At 66.3% G+C, this 17,501-nt stretch carries 16 protein-coding genes; 8 read left to right on the top strand and 8 right to left on the bottom strand.

The genetic code is table 11. From position 1 onward, the window contains the following. Nucleotides 1-40 precede the first annotated feature (40 nt). A complete protein-coding gene (locus tag JL100_RS13285) occupies nt 41-325 on the bottom strand; it encodes a DUF2218 domain-containing protein (protein WP_202679405.1) in 285 nt (94 codons plus the stop codon). A 271-nt stretch (nt 326-596) separates the two neighbouring features. On the opposite strand from JL100_RS13285, the gene ltnD reads away from it, so the two are divergent. The 6 genes from ltnD (at nt 597) to otnC (ending at nt 6,758) form a co-directional block, all read left to right on the top strand. Beyond that, the gene (gene ltnD / locus JL100_RS13280; RefSeq protein WP_202679406.1) at nt 597-1,508 is read left to right on the top strand and encodes an L-threonate dehydrogenase; all 912 of its coding nucleotides are present in this window, start codon (nt 597-599) and stop codon (nt 1,506-1,508) included. Further along, nucleotides 1,508-2,764 (top strand): 3-oxo-tetronate kinase, encoded by a 1,257-nt coding sequence (gene otnK, locus JL100_RS13275; RefSeq protein WP_211113024.1) that lies wholly within the window; start codon nt 1,508-1,510, stop codon nt 2,762-2,764. The genes ltnD and otnK overlap by 1 nt, the downstream gene beginning before the upstream one ends. Before the next feature lie 12 nt (nt 2,765-2,776). Beyond that, entirely contained in the window at nt 2,777-3,577 is an 801-nt protein-coding gene (locus JL100_RS13270; protein WP_228421239.1) for a DeoR/GlpR family DNA-binding transcription regulator, read from the top strand. A gap of 50 nt (nt 3,578-3,627) precedes the next feature. Beyond that, nucleotides 3,628-4,584 carry a D-erythronate dehydrogenase gene (gene denD / locus JL100_RS13265; protein ID WP_202679408.1) on the top strand — a complete coding sequence of 319 codons (957 nt, stop codon included), beginning with the start codon at nt 3,628-3,630 and terminating at the stop codon, nt 4,582-4,584. 67 nt (nt 4,585-4,651) lie between these two features. After that, nucleotides 4,652-6,055, top strand: coding sequence for a GntP family permease (locus JL100_RS13260; RefSeq protein ID WP_202679409.1), 1,404 nt, complete (start codon nt 4,652-4,654; stop codon nt 6,053-6,055). A 67-nt stretch (nt 6,056-6,122) separates the two neighbouring features. Continuing rightward, nucleotides 6,123-6,758 carry a 3-oxo-tetronate 4-phosphate decarboxylase gene (gene otnC, locus JL100_RS13255; RefSeq protein ID WP_202679410.1) on the top strand — a complete coding sequence of 212 codons (636 nt, stop codon included), beginning with the start codon at nt 6,123-6,125 and terminating at the stop codon, nt 6,756-6,758. On the opposite strand, the gene JL100_RS13250 is transcribed toward otnC, so the two are convergent. The 7 genes from JL100_RS13250 to JL100_RS13220 all read right to left on the bottom strand — a co-directional run bounded on the left by JL100_RS13250 (nt 6,748) and on the right by JL100_RS13220 (nt 15,933). Further along, entirely contained in the window at nt 6,748-9,291 is a 2,544-nt protein-coding gene (locus tag JL100_RS13250; RefSeq protein WP_202679411.1) for an ATP-binding protein, read from the bottom strand. The genes otnC and JL100_RS13250 overlap by 11 nt on opposite strands. Then, a complete protein-coding gene (locus JL100_RS13245) occupies nt 9,285-9,857 on the bottom strand; it encodes a YfiR family protein (RefSeq protein WP_202679412.1) in 573 nt (190 codons plus the stop codon). Before JL100_RS13245 ends, JL100_RS13250 begins: the two co-directional genes overlap by 7 nt. 3 nt (nt 9,858-9,860) lie before the next feature. Beyond that, a complete protein-coding gene (locus JL100_RS13240) occupies nt 9,861-11,894 on the bottom strand; it encodes a TonB-dependent receptor plug domain-containing protein (RefSeq protein WP_202679413.1) in 2,034 nt (677 codons plus the stop codon). Nucleotides 11,895-11,926: 32 nt separating this feature from the next. Further along, a complete protein-coding gene (locus tag JL100_RS13235) occupies nt 11,927-13,624 on the bottom strand; it encodes an ATP-binding response regulator (RefSeq protein ID WP_228421238.1) in 1,698 nt (565 codons plus the stop codon). A 368-nt stretch (nt 13,625-13,992) separates the two neighbouring features. Further along, entirely contained in the window at nt 13,993-14,895 is a 903-nt protein-coding gene (locus JL100_RS13230) for a hypothetical protein (protein WP_202679415.1), read from the bottom strand. 144 nt (nt 14,896-15,039) lie between these two features. Next, a complete protein-coding gene (locus JL100_RS13225; RefSeq protein ID WP_202679416.1) occupies nt 15,040-15,474 on the bottom strand; it encodes a hypothetical protein in 435 nt (144 codons plus the stop codon). Nucleotides 15,475-15,585: 111 nt separating this feature from the next. Then, entirely contained in the window at nt 15,586-15,933 is a 348-nt protein-coding gene (locus JL100_RS13220; RefSeq protein ID WP_202679417.1) for a hypothetical protein, read from the bottom strand. A 110-nt stretch (nt 15,934-16,043) separates the two neighbouring features. Between JL100_RS13220 and JL100_RS13215 the strand changes: the two genes are divergently transcribed. Together JL100_RS13215 and JL100_RS13210 are read left to right on the top strand one after the other, a co-directional pair. Continuing rightward, entirely contained in the window at nt 16,044-16,253 is a 210-nt protein-coding gene (locus JL100_RS13215) for a hypothetical protein (protein WP_202679418.1), read from the top strand. Nucleotides 16,254-16,634: 381 nt separating this feature from the next. After that, nucleotides 16,635-17,498 carry a phytanoyl-CoA dioxygenase family protein gene (locus JL100_RS13210; protein ID WP_228421237.1) on the top strand — a complete coding sequence of 288 codons (864 nt, stop codon included), beginning with the start codon at nt 16,635-16,637 and terminating at the stop codon, nt 17,496-17,498. The last annotated feature ends 3 nt before the right edge of the window (nt 17,499-17,501 follow it).

Genomic DNA, 17,501 nt, shown 5'->3' with positions numbered 1-17,501 from the left:
GCGGATGCAAATCATTCTCACTTGCTAAGCAGGGGAGGCCTTAAGCCCTGTTCCAGGTGATCTCCGCCGGCTCCTTCCACATGAAGCGTTCCAGGTGGCTCTTGACCACTTCCTCGACGGTGTTCCGTTGGTCCTCGCTGCCGGCCTCGACCCGCAGCGTCAGGAACTCGGGCCCTGCTTCCAGCAGGCACGTGCCCGCCTCGAACTGGATCCGGCCGCTGCCATTCTCCGACGACGCGGGGATCTTGTGAGCGAAGTGCTTGCAGAGCTGGGTCATGAACCGCTCCGCCTTGTCGGTCGCGACGTGGGAGACCGATGTGAACATGGGAATACCCTTCTCCGGTTCCGGATTGCCTGGGACTGTCGGCTGGCACCCGGCCTCTGGGGCAGGCCCGGCCGACACTTTGATAATGCGACTGACTCGCGATAGCAATCCATTCCGCGGATGCCCTCGCGCGGTCGCGGAAGGTGCAGCCCGTTCGCGCCCGACCGTGTATGTGAAAATCTGTGAACTTCGGCTTTACAGTTTTAAGATTTGTGATAATTAGTAGGTCAGGAAGCATTTAGACACAAAACATAACATCCGGAGGATCGTCGTGGCGGCAGCCAACGCGTACCACGTCTGCGTAGTCGGGCTCGGCTCCATGGGGATGGGGGCGGCGAAGTCCTGCATTCGCGCCGGCCTCCAGACCTACGGCATCGACCTGAACGAGGCCGCCAGGGCCGATCTCAGGGCCGCCGGCGCCGTCGAGGCCGCGGCGGACGGCTCGGCCTTCGCCGACCGGCTCGACGCCGTGCTCCTGCTGGTGGTCAACGCCGCGCAATGCCGGGCGGTCCTGTTCGGCGACGACGGCCTCGCCGGCAAGCTGCGGCCGGGAACCGGCGTGATGGTCTCCGCGACGATCTCCGCCGACGACGCCCGGTCGATCGGAGCGGGGCTCGCCGAACACGGCCTGCTGATGCTGGACGCGCCCGTCTCCGGCGGTGCGGCCAAGGCGGCGGCCGGCGAGATGACCGTGATGGCCTCCGGCGGCGCCGAGGCCTTCGCCAAGCTGCGGCCCCTGCTGGATGCCGTGGCCGGCAAGGTCTACGAGATCGGGCCGGAGATCGGGCAGGGCGCCACCGTCAAGATCATCCACCAGCTCCTGGCCGGCGTCCACATCGCCGCCGGGGCGGAAGCGATGGCCCTGGCCGCCCGCGCCGGCATCCCGCTCGACCTCATGTACGACGTGGTGACCAACGCGGCCGGCAATTCCTGGATGTTCGAGAACCGGATGAAGCATGTGGTCGACGGCGACTATACGCCGACCTCGTCGGTGGACATCTTCGTCAAGGACCTCGGCCTCGTGACCGAGACCGGCCGCTCGCTCAAGTTCCCGCTGCCGCTGGCCTCCACCGCTTTCACCATGTTCGCCAACGCCAGCAACGCCGGCTACGGCAAGCTCGACGACAGCGCCGTGATCAAGACCTTCGCCGGGATCACCCTGCCGGAAAAGGAGACCAAGTGATGCGTCTCGGGATCATCGCCGACGACTTCACCGGAGCGACCGACATCGCGGGCTTCCTGGTCGCCAACGGGCTCAGCACCATCCAGCTCAACGGCGTGCCGGACAAGGACCTCCAGGTCCAGGCCGACGCCGTCGTGATCAGCCTCAAGTCGCGCTCCAACCCGCCGGACGAGGCGGTCGCCATGAGCCTCCAGGCGCTGGACTGGCTGCGCGAGCGGGACTGCGAGCAGTTCTTCTTCAAATACTGCTCGACCTTCGACAGCACCGCGCGCGGCAATATCGGCCCGGTGACCGACGCCCTGCTGGACGCCCTGGGCGAGGACCTGACGGTCATCTGCCCGGCGCTGCCGGTCAACGGGCGGACGATCTACAACGGCTACCTGTTCGTCAACGGCGTGCCGCTGGCCGAATCCGGCATGCGCCACCATCCGGTGACGCCCATGACCGACAGCAACCTGATGCGCCTGATGGAAGCGCAATCCAGGGGGAAATGCGGCAACGTCCGCAGCGACGACGTCGCCCGCGGGCCCGAGGCGGTCAAGGCCGCCCTGGAATCCCTGCGCGCCCAGGGCATGCGCTACGCCGTCCTCGACGTGCTGAACTCCGACGACGTGGCGACGGTCGGCAAGGCGGTCGCCGGCATGAAGCTGGTGACCGGCGGCTCCGGCCTGGCCGACGGCATGGCGAAGGCCTGGACCGACCGGCTCAGCGACCCGGCACAGGCGGCGGCCGCCGGCCGGCCGTCGGGCGAGCGGCCGGTCGTGCTGTCCGGCTCCTGCTCCCAGATGACCAACGCCCAGGTCGCGGCCTACAAGGAAGAGGCGCCGGCCTGCCCGGTGGACGTCGTCCGCTGCCTGGCCGACGACGACTACGCCGAGGAGCTGTTCGCCTGGGTGAAGGACCAGCAGGGCGGCGACCTGGCGCCGCTGGTCTACGCGACCACCGATCCCGACGCGCTCGGCCGGATCCAGAAGCAGTACGGCGCCGAGCAGGCCAGCGCCGCGGTGGAGCGGACCTTCGGCCGGCTCGCGAAGCTGCTGGCGGAGGACGGCACCGACACCTTCATCGTCGCCGGGGGCGAGACCTCCGGCGTGGTGGTGCAGTCGCTCGGCGTGACCGGCTTCCATATCGGTCCGCAGATCGCGCCGGGCGTTCCCTGGGTGCGGGCGGTGGACCGGCCGATCTCGCTGGCGCTGAAGTCGGGCAATTTCGGCGGGCCGCGATTCTTCTTCGATGCGCAGGAACGGCAGGGCTGAGGCATGCGCGCCATGGCCAAGGTTCCGATGATCCCGGCCGAGCGCCAGCACTTCATCACGTCCAGCCTCGCCGGCCGGGGGGTCATCAGCATCGCGGAGCTGACCGACCTGCTCGGCGTGTCCCACATGACGGTCCGCCGCGACATCCAGCAGCTTGAGCGCCACGGGCACGTCATGACGGTGCCGGGCGGCGTGCGGCTGCCGGAGCGGATCTCGGTCGAGCCGTCCCACGTGGTCAAGTCGCGCCTGCAGCACGAGCAGAAGGCCGCCATCGGCCGCGCCGCGGCGGCCCTGGTGCCCGAAGGCGCCGTCGTCTACCTGGACGCGGGAACGACCACGCTGGAGATCGCCCGGCGGCTGCCGGAGCGGTCGGACATCACGGTCGTCACCAACGACTTCGTCGTCGCCGGCTATCTGGCCCGCCACTCCGCCTGCCGGCTCTACCATACCGGCGGCGAGGTGGAGCGCGAGAACCAGTCCTGCGTCGGCGACACGGCGGCCCAGGCGATCCGGCGCTACAACTTCGACGTCGCGTTCCTGTCCACCTCGTCCTGGGGCATGCGCGGGGTCTCGACGCCGGCGGAGAACAAGGTCCCGGTCAAGCAGGCGATCGTGCAGAGCGCGGTGAAGGCCGTGCTGGTCACGGACTCCACCAAGTACGGCAAGGTCGGGACTTTCAACGCCGTGCCGCTGGACGCCCTCGGCGCCATCGTGACCGACGACGGGCTGGCCCCGAACGTGCGCGACGCCATCGCGAGGATGGGCATAACCGTCCATATCGCGGACCACTTCCCGGACTCCGGGGCAGCCTGACCGCCCGGATTTCCGAAGACCAATACTACCCCAAAGGGAACTGAGCACTTATGAAACTCGTCGTCACCGGCGGGGCCGGCTTTCTCGGCGCCCGCCTGATCGGCACGCTGCTGTCGCAAGGCGCCGCACCCGGCTTCCCGGAATTCTCCTCGATCGTCTCGGTCGATCTTGCGCCCTGTCCGGTCACCGACCCGCGCGTCCGGTCGGTCATCGGCAACATCGCCGACAAGGATTTCATCGACGGCGTCGTCACGCCTGACGTCGCCGCGGTCTACCATCTCGCCGCCGTGGTCAGCGGGCAGGCGGAGGCCGACTTCGACCTCGGCATGGCGGTCAACCTGGACGGCACCCGCATCTTGCTGGAAGCCTGCCGGCGCCTGCCCGCGCCGCCGCGCTTCGTCTTCGCCAGTTCGCTGGCGGTGTTCGGCGGCACGCTGCCCGACGTGGTTCCCGACGACATCGCGGTGATGCCGCAATCGTCCTACGGCGCCCAGAAGGCGATCGGCGAGCTGCTGGTCAACGACTTCTCCCGGAAGGGCTTCGTGGACGGCCGGGTCTGCCGCCTGCCGACCATCGTGGTGCGCCCGGGCAAGCCGAACGCCGCCGCGTCGTCCTTCGCCAGCGGCATCATCCGCGAGCCGCTGGCCGGGGTCGAGAGCGTCTGCCCGGTGCCGGCCGACACCCGCCTGTGGATCTCCTCGCCGTCCACCGTGATCGCGAACCTGATCCACGCCGGCGCGGTCGAGGGCGCGCGGTTCGACGGCCACCGCACTGTCAACCTGCCCGGCCTGTCCGTTACCGTCGCCGAAATGCTCGACAGCCTGGAGAGGGTCGGCGGCAAGGAGGCCCGCGTCCGCGTCAGCTTCCGGGAGGACGAGCGCATCAAGAAGATCGTCCTGAGCTGGCCCGGCGACTTCGACGTCTCCCGCGGCCTCTCCCTCGGCTTCGAGCGGGACCGCGATTTCGACACCGTGGTGCGCAGCCACAGGGGCGACCACGGCCTGTAGGCCGCCGCCCGCCAGCCATCAAGCAATCCGGCCATCAAGCAATCAAGAATCTCAAGGAAGCACTCCAATGAACGGCGCGGTCTCCGCGGTCGGTCCCACGGCCATCTTCGGCCTGGCGTTCGCCATCTTCATCCTGATCGTGCTGGTCCTGCGCACGAAGATCCACCCCGTCCTGGCGCTGGTCGTCGCCGCCTCGATCTCCGGCCTGTCGGCCGGCATGGCGCCGGAAGCGGTCGTCAAGTCGATCACGACGGGCTTCGGCGCCACGCTCTCCACCATCGGCCTCGTCATCGGCTTCGGCGTCATGATGGGCCGCATCCTGGAAATCTCCGGCGCCGCCGAACGCATGGCGCTCAGCTTCGTCCGTACGCTCGGCGAGAAGCGGGAGGAATGGGCGATGACGGCCACCGGCTACATCGTCTCGATCCCGATCTTCTGCGACAGCGCCTTCGTCATCCTGAGCCCGCTGGTCCGGGCGCTGGCCCAGAACACCGGCAAGTCGCTGCTGACGCTCGGCATCTCCCTGGCGGGCGGCCTGATGCTGACCCACCACGCGGTTCCGCCGACCCCGGGACCCCTGGGCGTCGCCGGCATCTACGGCATCGACATCGGCCTGATGATCTTCTGGGGCGTCGTGCTGACCCTGCCCAGCACCTTCGTGCTGGTCTGGTACGCCCGCTTCATGGGTCCGCGGATCGAGGCGATGATCCAGCGCGACACCGGCGAGGACCTGAGCGCCGCCTACCGCCAGTTCAAGGACGCCGAGCAGGCGCGGTCGTCCGAGCTGCCGCCGCTGTGGCTGTCGGTCCTGCCGATCGTCGTCCCGATCGTGCTTATCTTCGTCAACACGCTGGTCGCGGGCATCGTCAAGGCGAGCGGCGACGCCGCCCTGGCGGCCTCCCTGCCGGTCCAGATCGCGGCCTTCGTCGGCAACCCGGTCATCGCGGTCGGCCTGGGCGTCGTCGTGGCGGTCTACGGCCTGGCGTCGCGCCGGCCGCGCAACGAAGTCATCATGGAGATGGAGAAGGGCGTCGAGAGCGCCGGCATCATCCTGCTGGTCACCGGCGCCGGTGGCGCGCTGGGCGCGGTGCTGCGCGACAGCGGCACCGGCCAGTACATGGGCGAGCTGGTGGCGACCCTGCCGCTGCCGGCCGTGCTGATCCCGTTCGTGATCTCCTCCCTGGTGCGGCTGATCCAGGGCAGCGGCACGGTCGCGATGATCACCGGCGCCTCGATCTCAGCCCCGATCCTGATGCAGATCCCGGACGTCAACATGGTGTTCGCGGCCCAGGCGGCGGCGATCGGATCGATGGCGTTCGGTTACTTCAACGACAGCTACTTCTGGGTGATCAACCGGATGCTGGGCGTCAAGAACGCGAAGCACCAGATGCTCGTCTGGTCGGTTCCGACCACGCTATGCTGGGCCACCGCCATGGTGACCCTGCTGGTCGCCAACGCCTTGGTGGGTTGAACAGTACTGGGCTGAACCATACTTGGCCGAACCGTAATTGGCTGAACAAAGGGAGGGGAGAAGCCGGATGACGAGGGAAAACGAAGCCCGCGATGTCCTGTGCCGGATGGGCGACCTGATGTACCGGCGGGGGCTGGTCCACGGGTCCTCGGGCAATCTCAGCGTCCGGCTGGACGACGGCTGGCTGGTGACGCCGACCAACAGCTCGCTGGGCCTGCTCGACCCTGCGCGGCTGTCCCGGCTGGACGCCTCCGGCCGTCATGTCGGCGGCGACCCGCCGTCCAAGGAAGCCTTCCTGCATACCTGCGTCTACGACGTGCGGCCGGACGCGGGGGCCATCGTCCATACCCACTCGACGCACTCGGTCGCGGTGTCGTGCCTGGACCACAAGCCCGGCGCGCCCGTCCTGCCGCCGCTGACCGCGTACTACGTGATGCGCGTCGGCGACCTCGCCCTGGTGCCCTATTACCGCCCGGGCGACGAGCGGCTGGCCCTGGCGGTCAAGGAGATGGCGCTCAAGCATGCGGCGGTCCTGCTGGCGAACCACGGCCCCGTGATCGCCGGCAAGAGCCTGAACGACGCGCTCTACGCGCTGGAGGAACTGGAGGAGACCGCCAAGCTCCACTTCCTGCTGCACGTGCACCCGACCCGGCCGCTGACGCCGGAGCAGGTCGAGGAGTTGGGCGTCGTCTTCAAGAGCTGATCGTTTCGGCTGGCGTCGGCGGCGCGAGGGAGGCAAGGGCGGCGCACACCCGTCCATACTCCGCCTCGATGGCGCCGACCACCCGGCCGGGCACCAAGTCGTCCGGGGCCGCCCCACCGGCGGCCCGGCGGGCCGCTGTTTCCAAATCCCGGCACCGGGCCGACAGCTCCGCGGCTCCGATGCTGCCGCTGCTCGATTTCAGCGCGTGGGCTGTCGCGGCCAGGAGGTGCCAATCGCCGATCTTCGCTCCCGCGCGGAGGCGTTCCAGCAGCTCCGGCGTGCTTTCCAGATAGATTCTCGCGACGCTGGCCAGGAGGTCCGGCCTGCCGCCGCCGGCCATCCGGCGCAGTTCGTCGAGAGTCCGCGAGTCCAGCGGCCCGAGGGACTCCGTCGTCTCCATTCTGCCGGGCTCCCCGACAGGCGGATACCCGCCGGGAGTCAGCCAGCGTCCCACGACGTCGGACAGCTGACTATGGCTGAATGGTTTCGCGAGGTAATCGTCCATTCCCGCGGCGAGGCAGCGCTCCCGGTCTCCTTCCAGTGCGTTTGCGGTCAGGGCGACGATCGGCACGTGCCTGGCCCTCGTTCCTGGCAGCCGAGTCTCGTCCAGGCGGATCGCCCGGGTCGCGTCGAAGCCGTCCAGCTCGGGCATCTGACAATCCATCAGGATCAGGTCGTAACTGTGATGGCGCGCGCGGTCGAGCGCCTCGATCCCGTTGGCTGCCACATCTACAGTGCACCCCAGCCGCATCAGCCTTTCAGTAGCGACTTCGCGGTTGACCGGATTGTCCTCGACCAGCAGGACGCGACCCGACAGACGCCGCGCGCCGTCCGGACCGTGCACGCGCCCCGACGCCGCAGCTCCGGCCCCTGGGGCAGGTTCGACGTCGGCAAGCTGGCGGAACTGGACGGTGAACCAGAATGTCGAGCCGCTGCCGGGCGCACTGGCGACCCCGATCTCCCCTCCCATCAGGGCGCAGAGCTGGCGGGCGATCGCTAGTCCCAGCCCGGTCCCGCCGTAACGCCGGGTGGTCGAGCCGTCGGCCTGGGCGAATACTTCGAAGATGGTTGCCTGCTTGTCAGGCTGAATACCGATGCCGGTGTCGGCCACCTCGAACCGCAGCCGCACCGGTCCGGCTGATGCATCCTGCCCCGGCGTCACGTCGGCGGGTCCGACCCGTACCGTCACCGTGCCGCCGTTCCCGGTGAACTTGATCGCGTTGCCGATCAGGTTGGTCAGGATCTGCCGGAGGCGTCCGGCATCGCCGATCAGCCCACCGGGAATTGAAGCCGGCACGAAGCAGGCGAGGTTGACGCCCTTGGCGGCGGCTTGTCCGTCGAAGAAATCGGTCAGGTCGCGGACGAGCGTCCGGACATCCAGCGTACCCAGTTCCAGCTCCATCTTTCCGGCCTCGATCTTCGACAGGTCGAGGATCGAGTTGATCAGGCTGACAAGGGTTTCTCCGGAGCGCCGCACAGCGTCGGCGTAACGCCGCTGCCGGTCCGACAGATCGGTTTCGAGAAGCAGTTCCATCATGCCGAGCACGCCGTTCATGGGTGTCCGGATCTCGTGGCTCATGTTCGCCAGGAATTCGGACTTCGCGCGGTTCGCCGCCTCCGCGGTCCGCTTCGCGTGCCGGAGCTCACGGACGGTCCGCTCCAGTTCGTCATTGGCGGTCGAGAGAGCGGCGGTGCGATCGGCGACCTGGGATTCGAGGATCTCGCCCTGGCGGGCAAGCCGCTCGTCCCTCAACCCGATCTGAAGCAGCATGTCATTGAAGCCGTCGATCAGCGCGTCGATCTCGTCACCGCGGCGTGCGGGATAGCGCGCGTCCGTATATCGGCGGGGCAGGCGGACAGCATAGTCGTTGGACTGGGAAACGCCCGCCATGGTCCTGGTCAGATCCATAATCGGCGCGGAGACCACCCGCTGGAGCCGAGCCGAGACCACGACGGTGACCAGCAGCGACATGACTGCGGCAAGCGCCACGATGCCGTAATAGCGGGAGAGATTGCTGCTGAGTTCGGTCATGTCCGACGTTAGATGGACGAGACCCAGCAGTTCATCGTCCAGGCGGATGGTGACATAGACGTCCAGCTCGTTCGGCCGGAAGGAATAGAATTCCCCGCTTTCTCCTGCCCGGATCGTTTCGAGGGAGCGATCGAGGAAATCCCGGTCCCAGTGATCATCCTCGTCGGAACCCGGGGCCGCCGAATCGCGGCCCGCGGGATATGCCGCGAATAGTGCGCCGTCGCGCCGGATGATGTGCGCCTGTCGGATCTCCGGATGAGCGGCCAATGCCGCGAGGGTGTCCCCGGCCGCCCCAGGATCGTCGAACGACAGCGCCGCAGTGGTATTGGCCGCGATGACCTTGCCGATCGAGGCGAGTTGATTGACGGCACTCTCGCGGAAGCGGACTTCCTCGTGCAGGATTAGAGCCGCCGTGATCATCAGGAGACTGATGCCGCTGGTCAGCAGCATGATGGTGATCAGCTTGCGCCGAAGCGGCATCAGGCGGAACAGCGTCACCATCCCGAACTCTCCTTGCTGCGAACGATGACCGCCAGGTTCAGAAGCTGCGAACTGATGGACAGTCCAGCCGGAGAGATCCGGTCGGGATCGATCTCGAACCGGATGCGTCCGTCGTCGAGTATGAAACCGATCATGCCACCCGAGCGGACGAACCCGGGATTGTCCCCGACGGTCAGAATGGGTTGCCCTTGCAAATCCCCGGCGAGGCGTTCCATCCCATCGGCGTATGGGTGCCCGACGAACATGATCCAGCACCGTTGCAGGTCTCCTGGCTCCATCATTCGTCGGATGGCGACAGGTCTCCCATCCACGGGCTTTCCCTCCAGCACGTCCAGCGCCGTGCCGAAGGGATCTTTGCCCAGTATGCAGATGGTGAACGGTCCCGGACCCGCGTTTTGCGCGGAAGGCCAATCAGTGAACTTAGCGAAGTTGTAAAGGAACGCGGCTTTGACCTCGTACTCGCTGGGAGCCGCGGAGACCTCGGAGACGAGACCGCCGGCCGAGAGCATCAAGGCCAGAATCGCCACGGTTTTCAAGGTCAGGTCGAGGAAGGAACGGCGAGGCATGCTTCAGAATCGCACCGTCGCTTTGGCATAGACGCCGCGCTCCACGCGGGTTGGATCGGTGGACAGGAACTCCGGGCGGTATTCAAGGCGGGAGCCGCCGACGAGATTCTGCCCGACCAGGGACAACTCCACGCCCGCCGCCGCCCGCCAGCCTATGCGCGCATCCAGGGTAGTGTAGCCGTCGATCCCGAGCGCCGGCAGATCACCGACATGTCGAAGGATTACGTCGACTTCGATGTCTTCCGTCAAGTCGGTGGAGGACTGGATATTGAACTGGTGCTGCGGACTGCTGCCGTTGGCGGCGGCCGCAGAGACGGTGTCGCCGCTGCCGGTCTCGGACTCCGCGTCCATCTTCAGCAAGGTGTAAGCGCTGCGAAGCCGCCAGCTTTCGACCGGCTGCCACTCGGCGGCGACTTCGGCTCCCCAGGTCCTGGCGCTAAGGCGGTTGCCGGCCAGGAGCGGCAACGCGAACCGGGGCGCCGGGGAGCCGGCGAAGGCGACCGGCTGCGGCTCCAGAGACAGGAGGTTGTCGTAAATGTTGTAGAAGGCAGCCAAGTCGAGCGACAGATTGGCGGCGGGGCTGGTCCGGTAACCGGCTTCGAACGCAAGCAGATCTTCCGCATCGAAGCCACGTTGTCCCGTCGCCTCGACCGTCACCGGCAATCCGCCCGGCCCGGGCTGAGCCGTCTGAACGATCCGGATGTCGTCCTCAGCCCGTGACGGCGTGCGAACCGCGCGCGATACGGCGGTCCAGAACGTATGATCCGCCGCGGGGGTCCAAAGCAGGCGGGCGCTCGGCTGCAGTTCGACGCCGCTGTAGCCATTATATTCGAACTTGGACCCTATGGTGAAGCGGAGCATGTCGGGAATCAGCGTGATCTCGTCCTGAACGAAAGCGTTGATCACCTGTTCCGTCCGCCGGTCCGGTTCGACCGAAAGGGAGAAGGTACTTTCGACATCGTCGGAGTGCAGCCGGTATCCGGCCCCCAAGACCATATCGTGTCGTTCCAGCGGTTTGACGTGATGCTGGAACTCCACGTCCAGGGTGTCATTCGTCGCCTTTACCTGGGGCAGGTGGATGGACTCCCGGCTGACATAGGCCCGGAGCGAAATCTCCGAGGCAGTCGAAAGAGTCCGGGTCCATCGTCCCAGGATGTCAGCATTCAGCAGCCTGTCCTGTTCTTCGACCGTGCGGGCTAAAGGTGCCGTGGGTTCGAACATCGTGGAGCTTTCGCCTGCCCGTCCGGTGGTGATGCCGCCCTGCGCAGTGAATCTGTCCGTCGGGCCGGCGCTCCAATCCGCGCGGAAGCCGAAGCGGCTGCGATTCACGTCGTCGGACGCCTCTTTCCCAGACCCGGTCAGGCCCGCGTCACGGCGCATGTGCTTGGCATAAATCCGGTAGTGGCCGTCCCCATCGGCGAAGGTGTCGCCGAACCGAATTCCGCCCGACCCCCGTTCCTCATCGCCGGCGGAGCCGGTCACCAGCAAGCCCTGGGTCTGCGAGGCTGGCTTCGTGATGATGTTGATCACGCCGTTGACCGCGTTGGCGCCCCAAAGCGTTGCGCCGGGGCCGCGGATCACCTCGATGCGGTCGACATCCTCCAGCAGCGTATCCTGAAGTTCCCAGAAGACGCCAGAGAACAGGGGCGTATAGATGCTGCGCCCGTCGATCAGCACCAGGAGCTTGTTGGCGAACCGCCCGTTGAACCCCCGCGCCGAAATCGCGTACTTGCTGGCGTTGATCCGGGCCACCTGGACCCCGGGGATCAGGCGAAGCGCGTCTGGAATGTTGGTGGCGCCGGAACGCCGGATGTCGTCACCGGTCAGGACGGAAACGGCTGCGGCGACCTTGCCCAGAGTCTCGGTCCGCTTCGATGCCGACGTGACCTCGACCCGGAGGTTCATCAGATCCTCGAGGCTTAGGTGCGTAAGATCTGCGATACCGGCCCGTTCGGCTGCAGTTGCGCCGGGCGCCATCGGCAGGAGAGCTGCGGTGAAAACCGACAGCAGCGCCTGGAAACCGAGCCTAAGTCGCACGGTGGCCACCTTATGGAATATACGTAGGTATGCTAACTTGAGGCAGTTTGTTTTAATAAAGGCCTAATATTTGGGAAAACCGTCTCGCCTTCAGTCGCCATCCGCCGTCTGTCGGCGAGTAGACGGCTTCGTGGGAAGGTCACCGTCACCGTCGTACCGACACCAAGGAGGCTTTGGATGCGCAGCGATCCGCCGTGGAGTTCGGTCAGCCGCTTTGTCAACGGCAGACCCAGGCCGGTACCGTCGTAGCGGCGCGACAGCGAGCTGTCGATTTGCCCGAACTTAGCCAGGGCGATCGGGATATCCTCGACCCGCATTCCGATGCCCGTGTCGGCGACTTCGAACACCAAGCCGCCCGACTGTTCCCCTGCGGAATCTCCGCCGGAGGAGTCGCAGCGGATCCGAAGGGTCACCTTTCCTCCGTCGGGAGTGAACTTCAGCGCGTTCGACAAGATGTTCAGCAGGATCTGCCTGACCCGGAACTCGTCCGCCCACAGGATCGGCGGCTGATCGGGCAGGTCGAGTGCCAAGACGATGTGCTTGGCGTCGGCCTGCGTCTGGAGCAGTCGGCGGCAGGCCCGCACGGTCCCGCAGACGTCGATCCTATCCTCGCGAAGTTCGATCATGCCCTGTTCGGCCTTGGACAGGTCCAGGATCGCGTTGATCAGCTGCAGAAGATGTTCGCCGCTCTCATGAATCAGCCTCACGTAGTCTTGGTAATGATCGTTGCCGAGCGGTCCGTACAGCTTCATGTCCATGATCTCGGTGAAGCCCAGGATCGCGTTCATGGGCGTGCGCAACTCATGGCTCATGTTCGCCAGGAAGTCCGACTTGGCGCGGTTCGCGGCCTCGGCCTGCTGCAACGCCTTGCGCAACGTGTCCTCGCCGCGCCGCCGTTCGGTTATGTCCTGCGCCACGCCGACGGCGCGCACCACGCTCCCGCGACGGTCAAGCATCATTCGACCCGTGAAGCGTATGATCCGCGCGTCGTCGAGGTCTTGCTCTCCGATCCCGGCGATGCGGACGTCGATTCTTTTCTCGACCAGCGCGCCCGCCGCGAGGATGCGGTCGATGGAGGCCCCGAAATGTGCGCGGTCGTCCGGATGCACGCGGTCCATCACGGCGGAAAGGCTCGGCCGGACTTCGGGGGGACCGTCATCGGCGGCCTCGTAGCCCAGGAGGCGGAACATCTCGCGGGACCATGTCATCTCTCCCGATCGTATGTCCCAGTCCCAGCTGCCCAGTGCAGCTATGCGCTGGGCCTGAGCCAGCCGCCGCTCGCTTTCGCCCAGCCGGCGCAGGCTTTCGTTCGCCCGCAGCATGTAACGCAGGCGTTGTATCAGGATCGTCCAGTTGATCGGCTTGGTGACGAAGTCGGTCGCCCCGGCATCGTAGGCGGCGCGGATCGACCCGACGTCGTCCAACCCGGTGACCATCAGGACCGGTACGTGGGCGCCGATACCCATGGGCAGGCGGCGCAGGGCGGCGCAGGTCGCGAAACCGTCCATTCCCGGCATGAGAACGTCGAGCAGCACCAGGTCGGGCTCGCGCTCCTGGAACATGGCAAGCGCGGGGCCGCCGTCGCTCGCATCCGCAACCTGGAAGCCTTCCTGCTCCAAAGCTTGACGGTAGAGAAATCGAGCCACCGGATCGTCATCGACGACGAGAACGAAGGGTTGCCTCCTATCGCTCCAGCCGGAGTTTGCTGATTCGATATGCATGACGACCATTCAAATCCGTGGGGAAAACGCTTCTGCAACGCCCTGCGACCGGCGTGGCTTCTTCCCAACCGCCCTTCGAGGTCCGCTTTTGATAAAGTTATCGGAAAAAGCGGGTTAGAACATTACGACCTTGGCTCTCCTGTCCGGCGACGATCGGGTTAGCTGCATAAGCGTATGGTGATAAAGGGATAGATCAGCCAAGTCATCGGGCTGATCAAGTCGGCGCCGCAGATCGATCTGCTAGCCAGGAACGCGAAGATCGAGACCGCCCGCGCGACCGGCGAGATCGCCGCCCAAGAAGCACAAACCCAGAAAGCACAGCGGCGCCATTTCGACCTTTGCCGACTTGTCCGCCGCAGCGGGACGCCGGGACCTTCCTAGCCGGCTTCCGGGCGGGCCAACGGCGTTCCGCGCCGCGCATCCTCGCTCTGCTGCGGGATGTGCGGGCCGAGGCTGCGGCGGCGGTGCTCGACCGCGAACACGTGGCTGTACAGGTTGGCGATCCAGCGCTTGCCCGAGCTGGTCATCTGGAGATAGCGGAGGCCATGGCCGACATAGGGCTCGATCCGGGTCCAGAAAAATTCCGGATAATAATCGACAAGATCGGCGGGCGACTGATAGCCCAGCCGGTCCGCCACCCCGGTCTCCCGGAATTCGTGGAAGAGGCCCGAGATCTTGCGCATGTACATCGGGTCGGCGAGTTGGCCCACCAGGTCGGCCGCCCTGACCAGACCGGCCTCGGTATCGGTCGCATCGTGGTCCCCGTCGTCGGGCACGGGGAAGCGGGTCAGCTCGATACTCCGGTTGACCCGGTCCACGTCGATTTCCGGATCTTCGCCGAACCGGGCGCGCACGAACAGCTTAGACCGCTCGACATGGTAGGGGGCGAGGAAGGCGTCGGTCGATCCCCTGGGCAGGCGGACCGAGTTGCCGGCCTCGTCGATCACGCAGGTGTCAGCCTCGTCGCCCGGGCAGACGCCACGGACATAGCCGATGTCGTGGGTCATCAGCGCCAGCAGGAAATGAACCCAGTCGCTCGGCGTGATCCGGTGCGAGATGATCCGGCCGCGCAGGATGTCCTGCCCGACCAGCGTCACCATGATGGTATGGTGGACGTCGTGGTAGAGGGCGTCGCTGTTGGCGATCCGCTCCACCGCCAAGCGGGCGGCGCATGCCAGGAAGTCAGCCTTCTGGGGCTCCCGCACGCCGAAAGTGTTCCGGTAGGCTTCAGAGATCTCCCGCCCGAACGCTTCCGCCGTGAGCGTGGTCATGTCGAACATCGGCAAGCTCCCCCAAGGGTCGGCCGCATCATGATCCATTTTGACCGCCGCTGGTAATCGGGAAGTCGCGCCGTTCCGGGATAATCCGGATTCCCCCCTCGGGCGGTCCCCCCTGGCGCGATTCCCCTTCGGGCGGCGCCTTTCTCAGGCGGCCCAGGCGCGGTGGACCCGGGCGGTCTCGTCCTCCAGGAAGGCGTCCTCGTCGTCGTAGGAGGCGAGCAGGCCGAGTTCGTCCACCAGCGCGAAGAAGGCGGGCGGCGGGCGCTTGCCGTCCCGGCGGCGGACAAGCGCGGTCAGCAGGGGACGGGCGTTCTCGAAATCATAGGTGGTCAGCGCGGCCAGGATGGTGGCGACCGCCCTGGCGTTGGCCGCCTGGGCGGTTCCGGAAAGCGGCAGCTTCACCGCGGCGGCCAGTTCCGCCACGGTGACGGTCCGCCCTTCGCGCGCGGCCAGGGCCAGGAACTCGCAGGCGTCGATCGTCCTGCGGACCAGCTTGTCCTCCCGCAACTCCGCCAGCAGGTCCGCGTCGTCCGGGAAGCGGCGGGCGAGACGCAGGGCCAGTGTCAGCATCGGTACCATGGATTGCTCCTCTCGGCAGGGATTCCGGCGGGTTTCCGACAGAATCATGGAAAGGTCCGAGGGGCGAGCAAACCGCGTGCCGCCTTTGCCGGCCGCCTTTAGCGGCGGCCCTTACCGGCCATACGGATAGCACCGCGTGTCGAACGCCACGCGCATGTGGCGCGCCAGGATCGAGTAGTCCTCCATATAGTCGGGGAACGGCGACTTGTTGGCATGGGCGACGCCGACATCGATCCGCTTCGGCCGGATCATCGCCGTCGATACCGGCTCGGCGTTCCTGTTCCGGAGGGAAAAGAAACGCGCTTCGGCGAAGTCGCCGGGCGGCACCGCGCGGCGGTCGGCGACATGCTTGGCGAAATACTTGGACACGGCATGGTTCATGCGGAAACTTTCCCAATCCGCGGTCGCCTGGTCGATCAATTCGACCCAGTAACGACCTTCCACGGTCGAAAGGAACATTCCTAACCTTCCTGGCCCGTACGGCCCTTTATCGTCCGCAATCGGGGAACACCCGGCGTCATACTCCCATACCGGACGTTATTGGATTGCAACGACTACAGGAACAGGAAATGCAGGAAGCAAGACTGAAGCGCGCCGCCAAGGCGCTGGGCGAGATGCCGCTGATGGCGAAGCACGAGGTCGGCGAGGTCGAACCGTTCAGCCTTCGCACCTACCTGGAAGAGGTGCTGGTCGACGAGGCCAGCTCCGACATCGACATCGACCGCGTGCTGGAGCGCATGGTCGAGCTGGCGGTCACGGCCTACGAAAGCGACGAATAGCCGGGCTGCCACCTCGGGCCGGCGGGCGATGACGCCTTATGGACAGGGGCCTGTCCATAAGGCGTCATACCTCGCATAATCATTTCTGAGATACGCACGAAACATGAGATTGTCAGGCACTTCGAAATGGTTCCGAAGGAGTTCCGGGACACCCGGATGGGAGTGCATGATTTGGGGGTGGAGCTTTGAAGTTTCGCACAGGTCATTGGTCGCATGGATACATGGCCATTCCCCTGACTATCGGCCTTCGGGTGCATGTACATCAGTTCGGTACGGTCGATCGTGATATTACTTATTGCGTAGACACGGCTCGGGCGGGAGCCGCGGAAGTCGGGAACAAGCCCACCGCCATCGCCTGAACCCCAGACAAGGAACGATCCCGTGTTGAGCAAGGAACAGATCGCCGAATTCCGATCGGCTGGTTATCTGGTGCTGCCTGGTTTCGTATCCCGCTCCGAATGCCAGGCGCTTCTCGACTATTCACGGGCACTTGCCGCGCAGCTCGCCTGGGAGGTGAAGCGGATGGCGTTCCTGCCGAAGCTGGGGGATGCCGAGCACGAGGGCTATTTCCTGTCCTCGGGCGACAAGATCAGGATCTTCTTCGACCAGGAACAGCCGGCGGCCGGCGGGTCACACGATCCGGCCTGGCGGGGCGTGGACAAGATCGGCCACGCCTTGCACGACCTGGACCCGCTGTTCGACGGCTTCTCCCGCGATCCGCGCCTGGGGCGCATCTGCGACCAGGTCGGCATGGCCGATCCGCGTCTGCTCCAGTCCATGGTGATCTTCAAGCAGGCGCATACCGGCGGCGAGATCGGCAACCACCAGGACGCGGCATGGCTCTATACCGAGCCCCAGAGCGTCCTGGGGTTCTGGTTCGCGCTGGAGGATGCGACGACGGAGAACGGCTGCCTCTGGGTCGAGCCCGGAGGGCAGCGGCGCGGGCTGCTGTCCCGGTTCCGGCGCCGGCCCGAGGGTGGTGCGGCCCTGGAGCGGCTGGGAGGGCTGGACGACTTCTCGACCGCCGACTTCGTGCCGCTCGAAGCGGAGGCCGGCACGATGATCCTGATGCACGGGCTGACGCCGCACCGGAGCGGTCCGAACCGGTCGCCCCGCCCGCGCGGCGCCTATGCCCTCCACGTGATCGACGGCGCCTGCCACTACCCCGAGGACAACTGGCTCCAGCGGCCGGCCGACATGCCGCTCAGGGGCTTCGAGCCGGTCGGCGTCGCCCTGGAGGGGTGAGGT

Source organism: Skermanella mucosa (genome assembly GCF_016765655.2).
GTDB classification, from domain to species: domain Bacteria; phylum Pseudomonadota; class Alphaproteobacteria; order Azospirillales; family Azospirillaceae; genus Skermanella; species Skermanella mucosa.
Note: the sequence above shows the minus strand (reverse complement) of the source record. Positions and strands in the feature narration are given on the sequence as shown.

Coding starts and splice junctions, on each gene's coding strand:
- JL100_RS13285 (WP_202679405.1), bottom strand. CDS start 325: ATGTTCACATCGGTCTCCCACGTCGCGACCGACAAGGCGGAGCGGTTC.
- otnK (WP_211113024.1), top strand. CDS start 1,508: ATGCGTCTCGGGATCATCGCCGACGACTTCACCGGAGCGACCGACATC.
- JL100_RS13270 (WP_228421239.1), top strand. CDS start 2,777: ATGGCCAAGGTTCCGATGATCCCGGCCGAGCGCCAGCACTTCATCACG.
- denD (WP_202679408.1), top strand. CDS start 3,628: ATGAAACTCGTCGTCACCGGCGGGGCCGGCTTTCTCGGCGCCCGCCTG.
- JL100_RS13260 (WP_202679409.1), top strand. CDS start 4,652: ATGAACGGCGCGGTCTCCGCGGTCGGTCCCACGGCCATCTTCGGCCTG.
- otnC (WP_202679410.1), top strand. CDS start 6,123: ATGACGAGGGAAAACGAAGCCCGCGATGTCCTGTGCCGGATGGGCGAC.
- JL100_RS13250 (WP_202679411.1), bottom strand. CDS start 9,291: ATGGTGACGCTGTTCCGCCTGATGCCGCTTCGGCGCAAGCTGATCACC.
- JL100_RS13245 (WP_202679412.1), bottom strand. CDS start 9,857: ATGCCTCGCCGTTCCTTCCTCGACCTGACCTTGAAAACCGTGGCGATT.
- JL100_RS13235 (WP_228421238.1), bottom strand. CDS start 13,624: ATGGTCGTCATGCATATCGAATCAGCAAACTCCGGCTGGAGCGATAGG.
- JL100_RS13230 (WP_202679415.1), bottom strand. CDS start 14,895: ATGTTCGACATGACCACGCTCACGGCGGAAGCGTTCGGGCGGGAGATC.
- JL100_RS13225 (WP_202679416.1), bottom strand. CDS start 15,474: ATGGTACCGATGCTGACACTGGCCCTGCGTCTCGCCCGCCGCTTCCCG.
- JL100_RS13220 (WP_202679417.1), bottom strand. CDS start 15,933: ATGTTCCTTTCGACCGTGGAAGGTCGTTACTGGGTCGAATTGATCGAC.
- JL100_RS13215 (WP_202679418.1), top strand. CDS start 16,044: ATGCAGGAAGCAAGACTGAAGCGCGCCGCCAAGGCGCTGGGCGAGATG.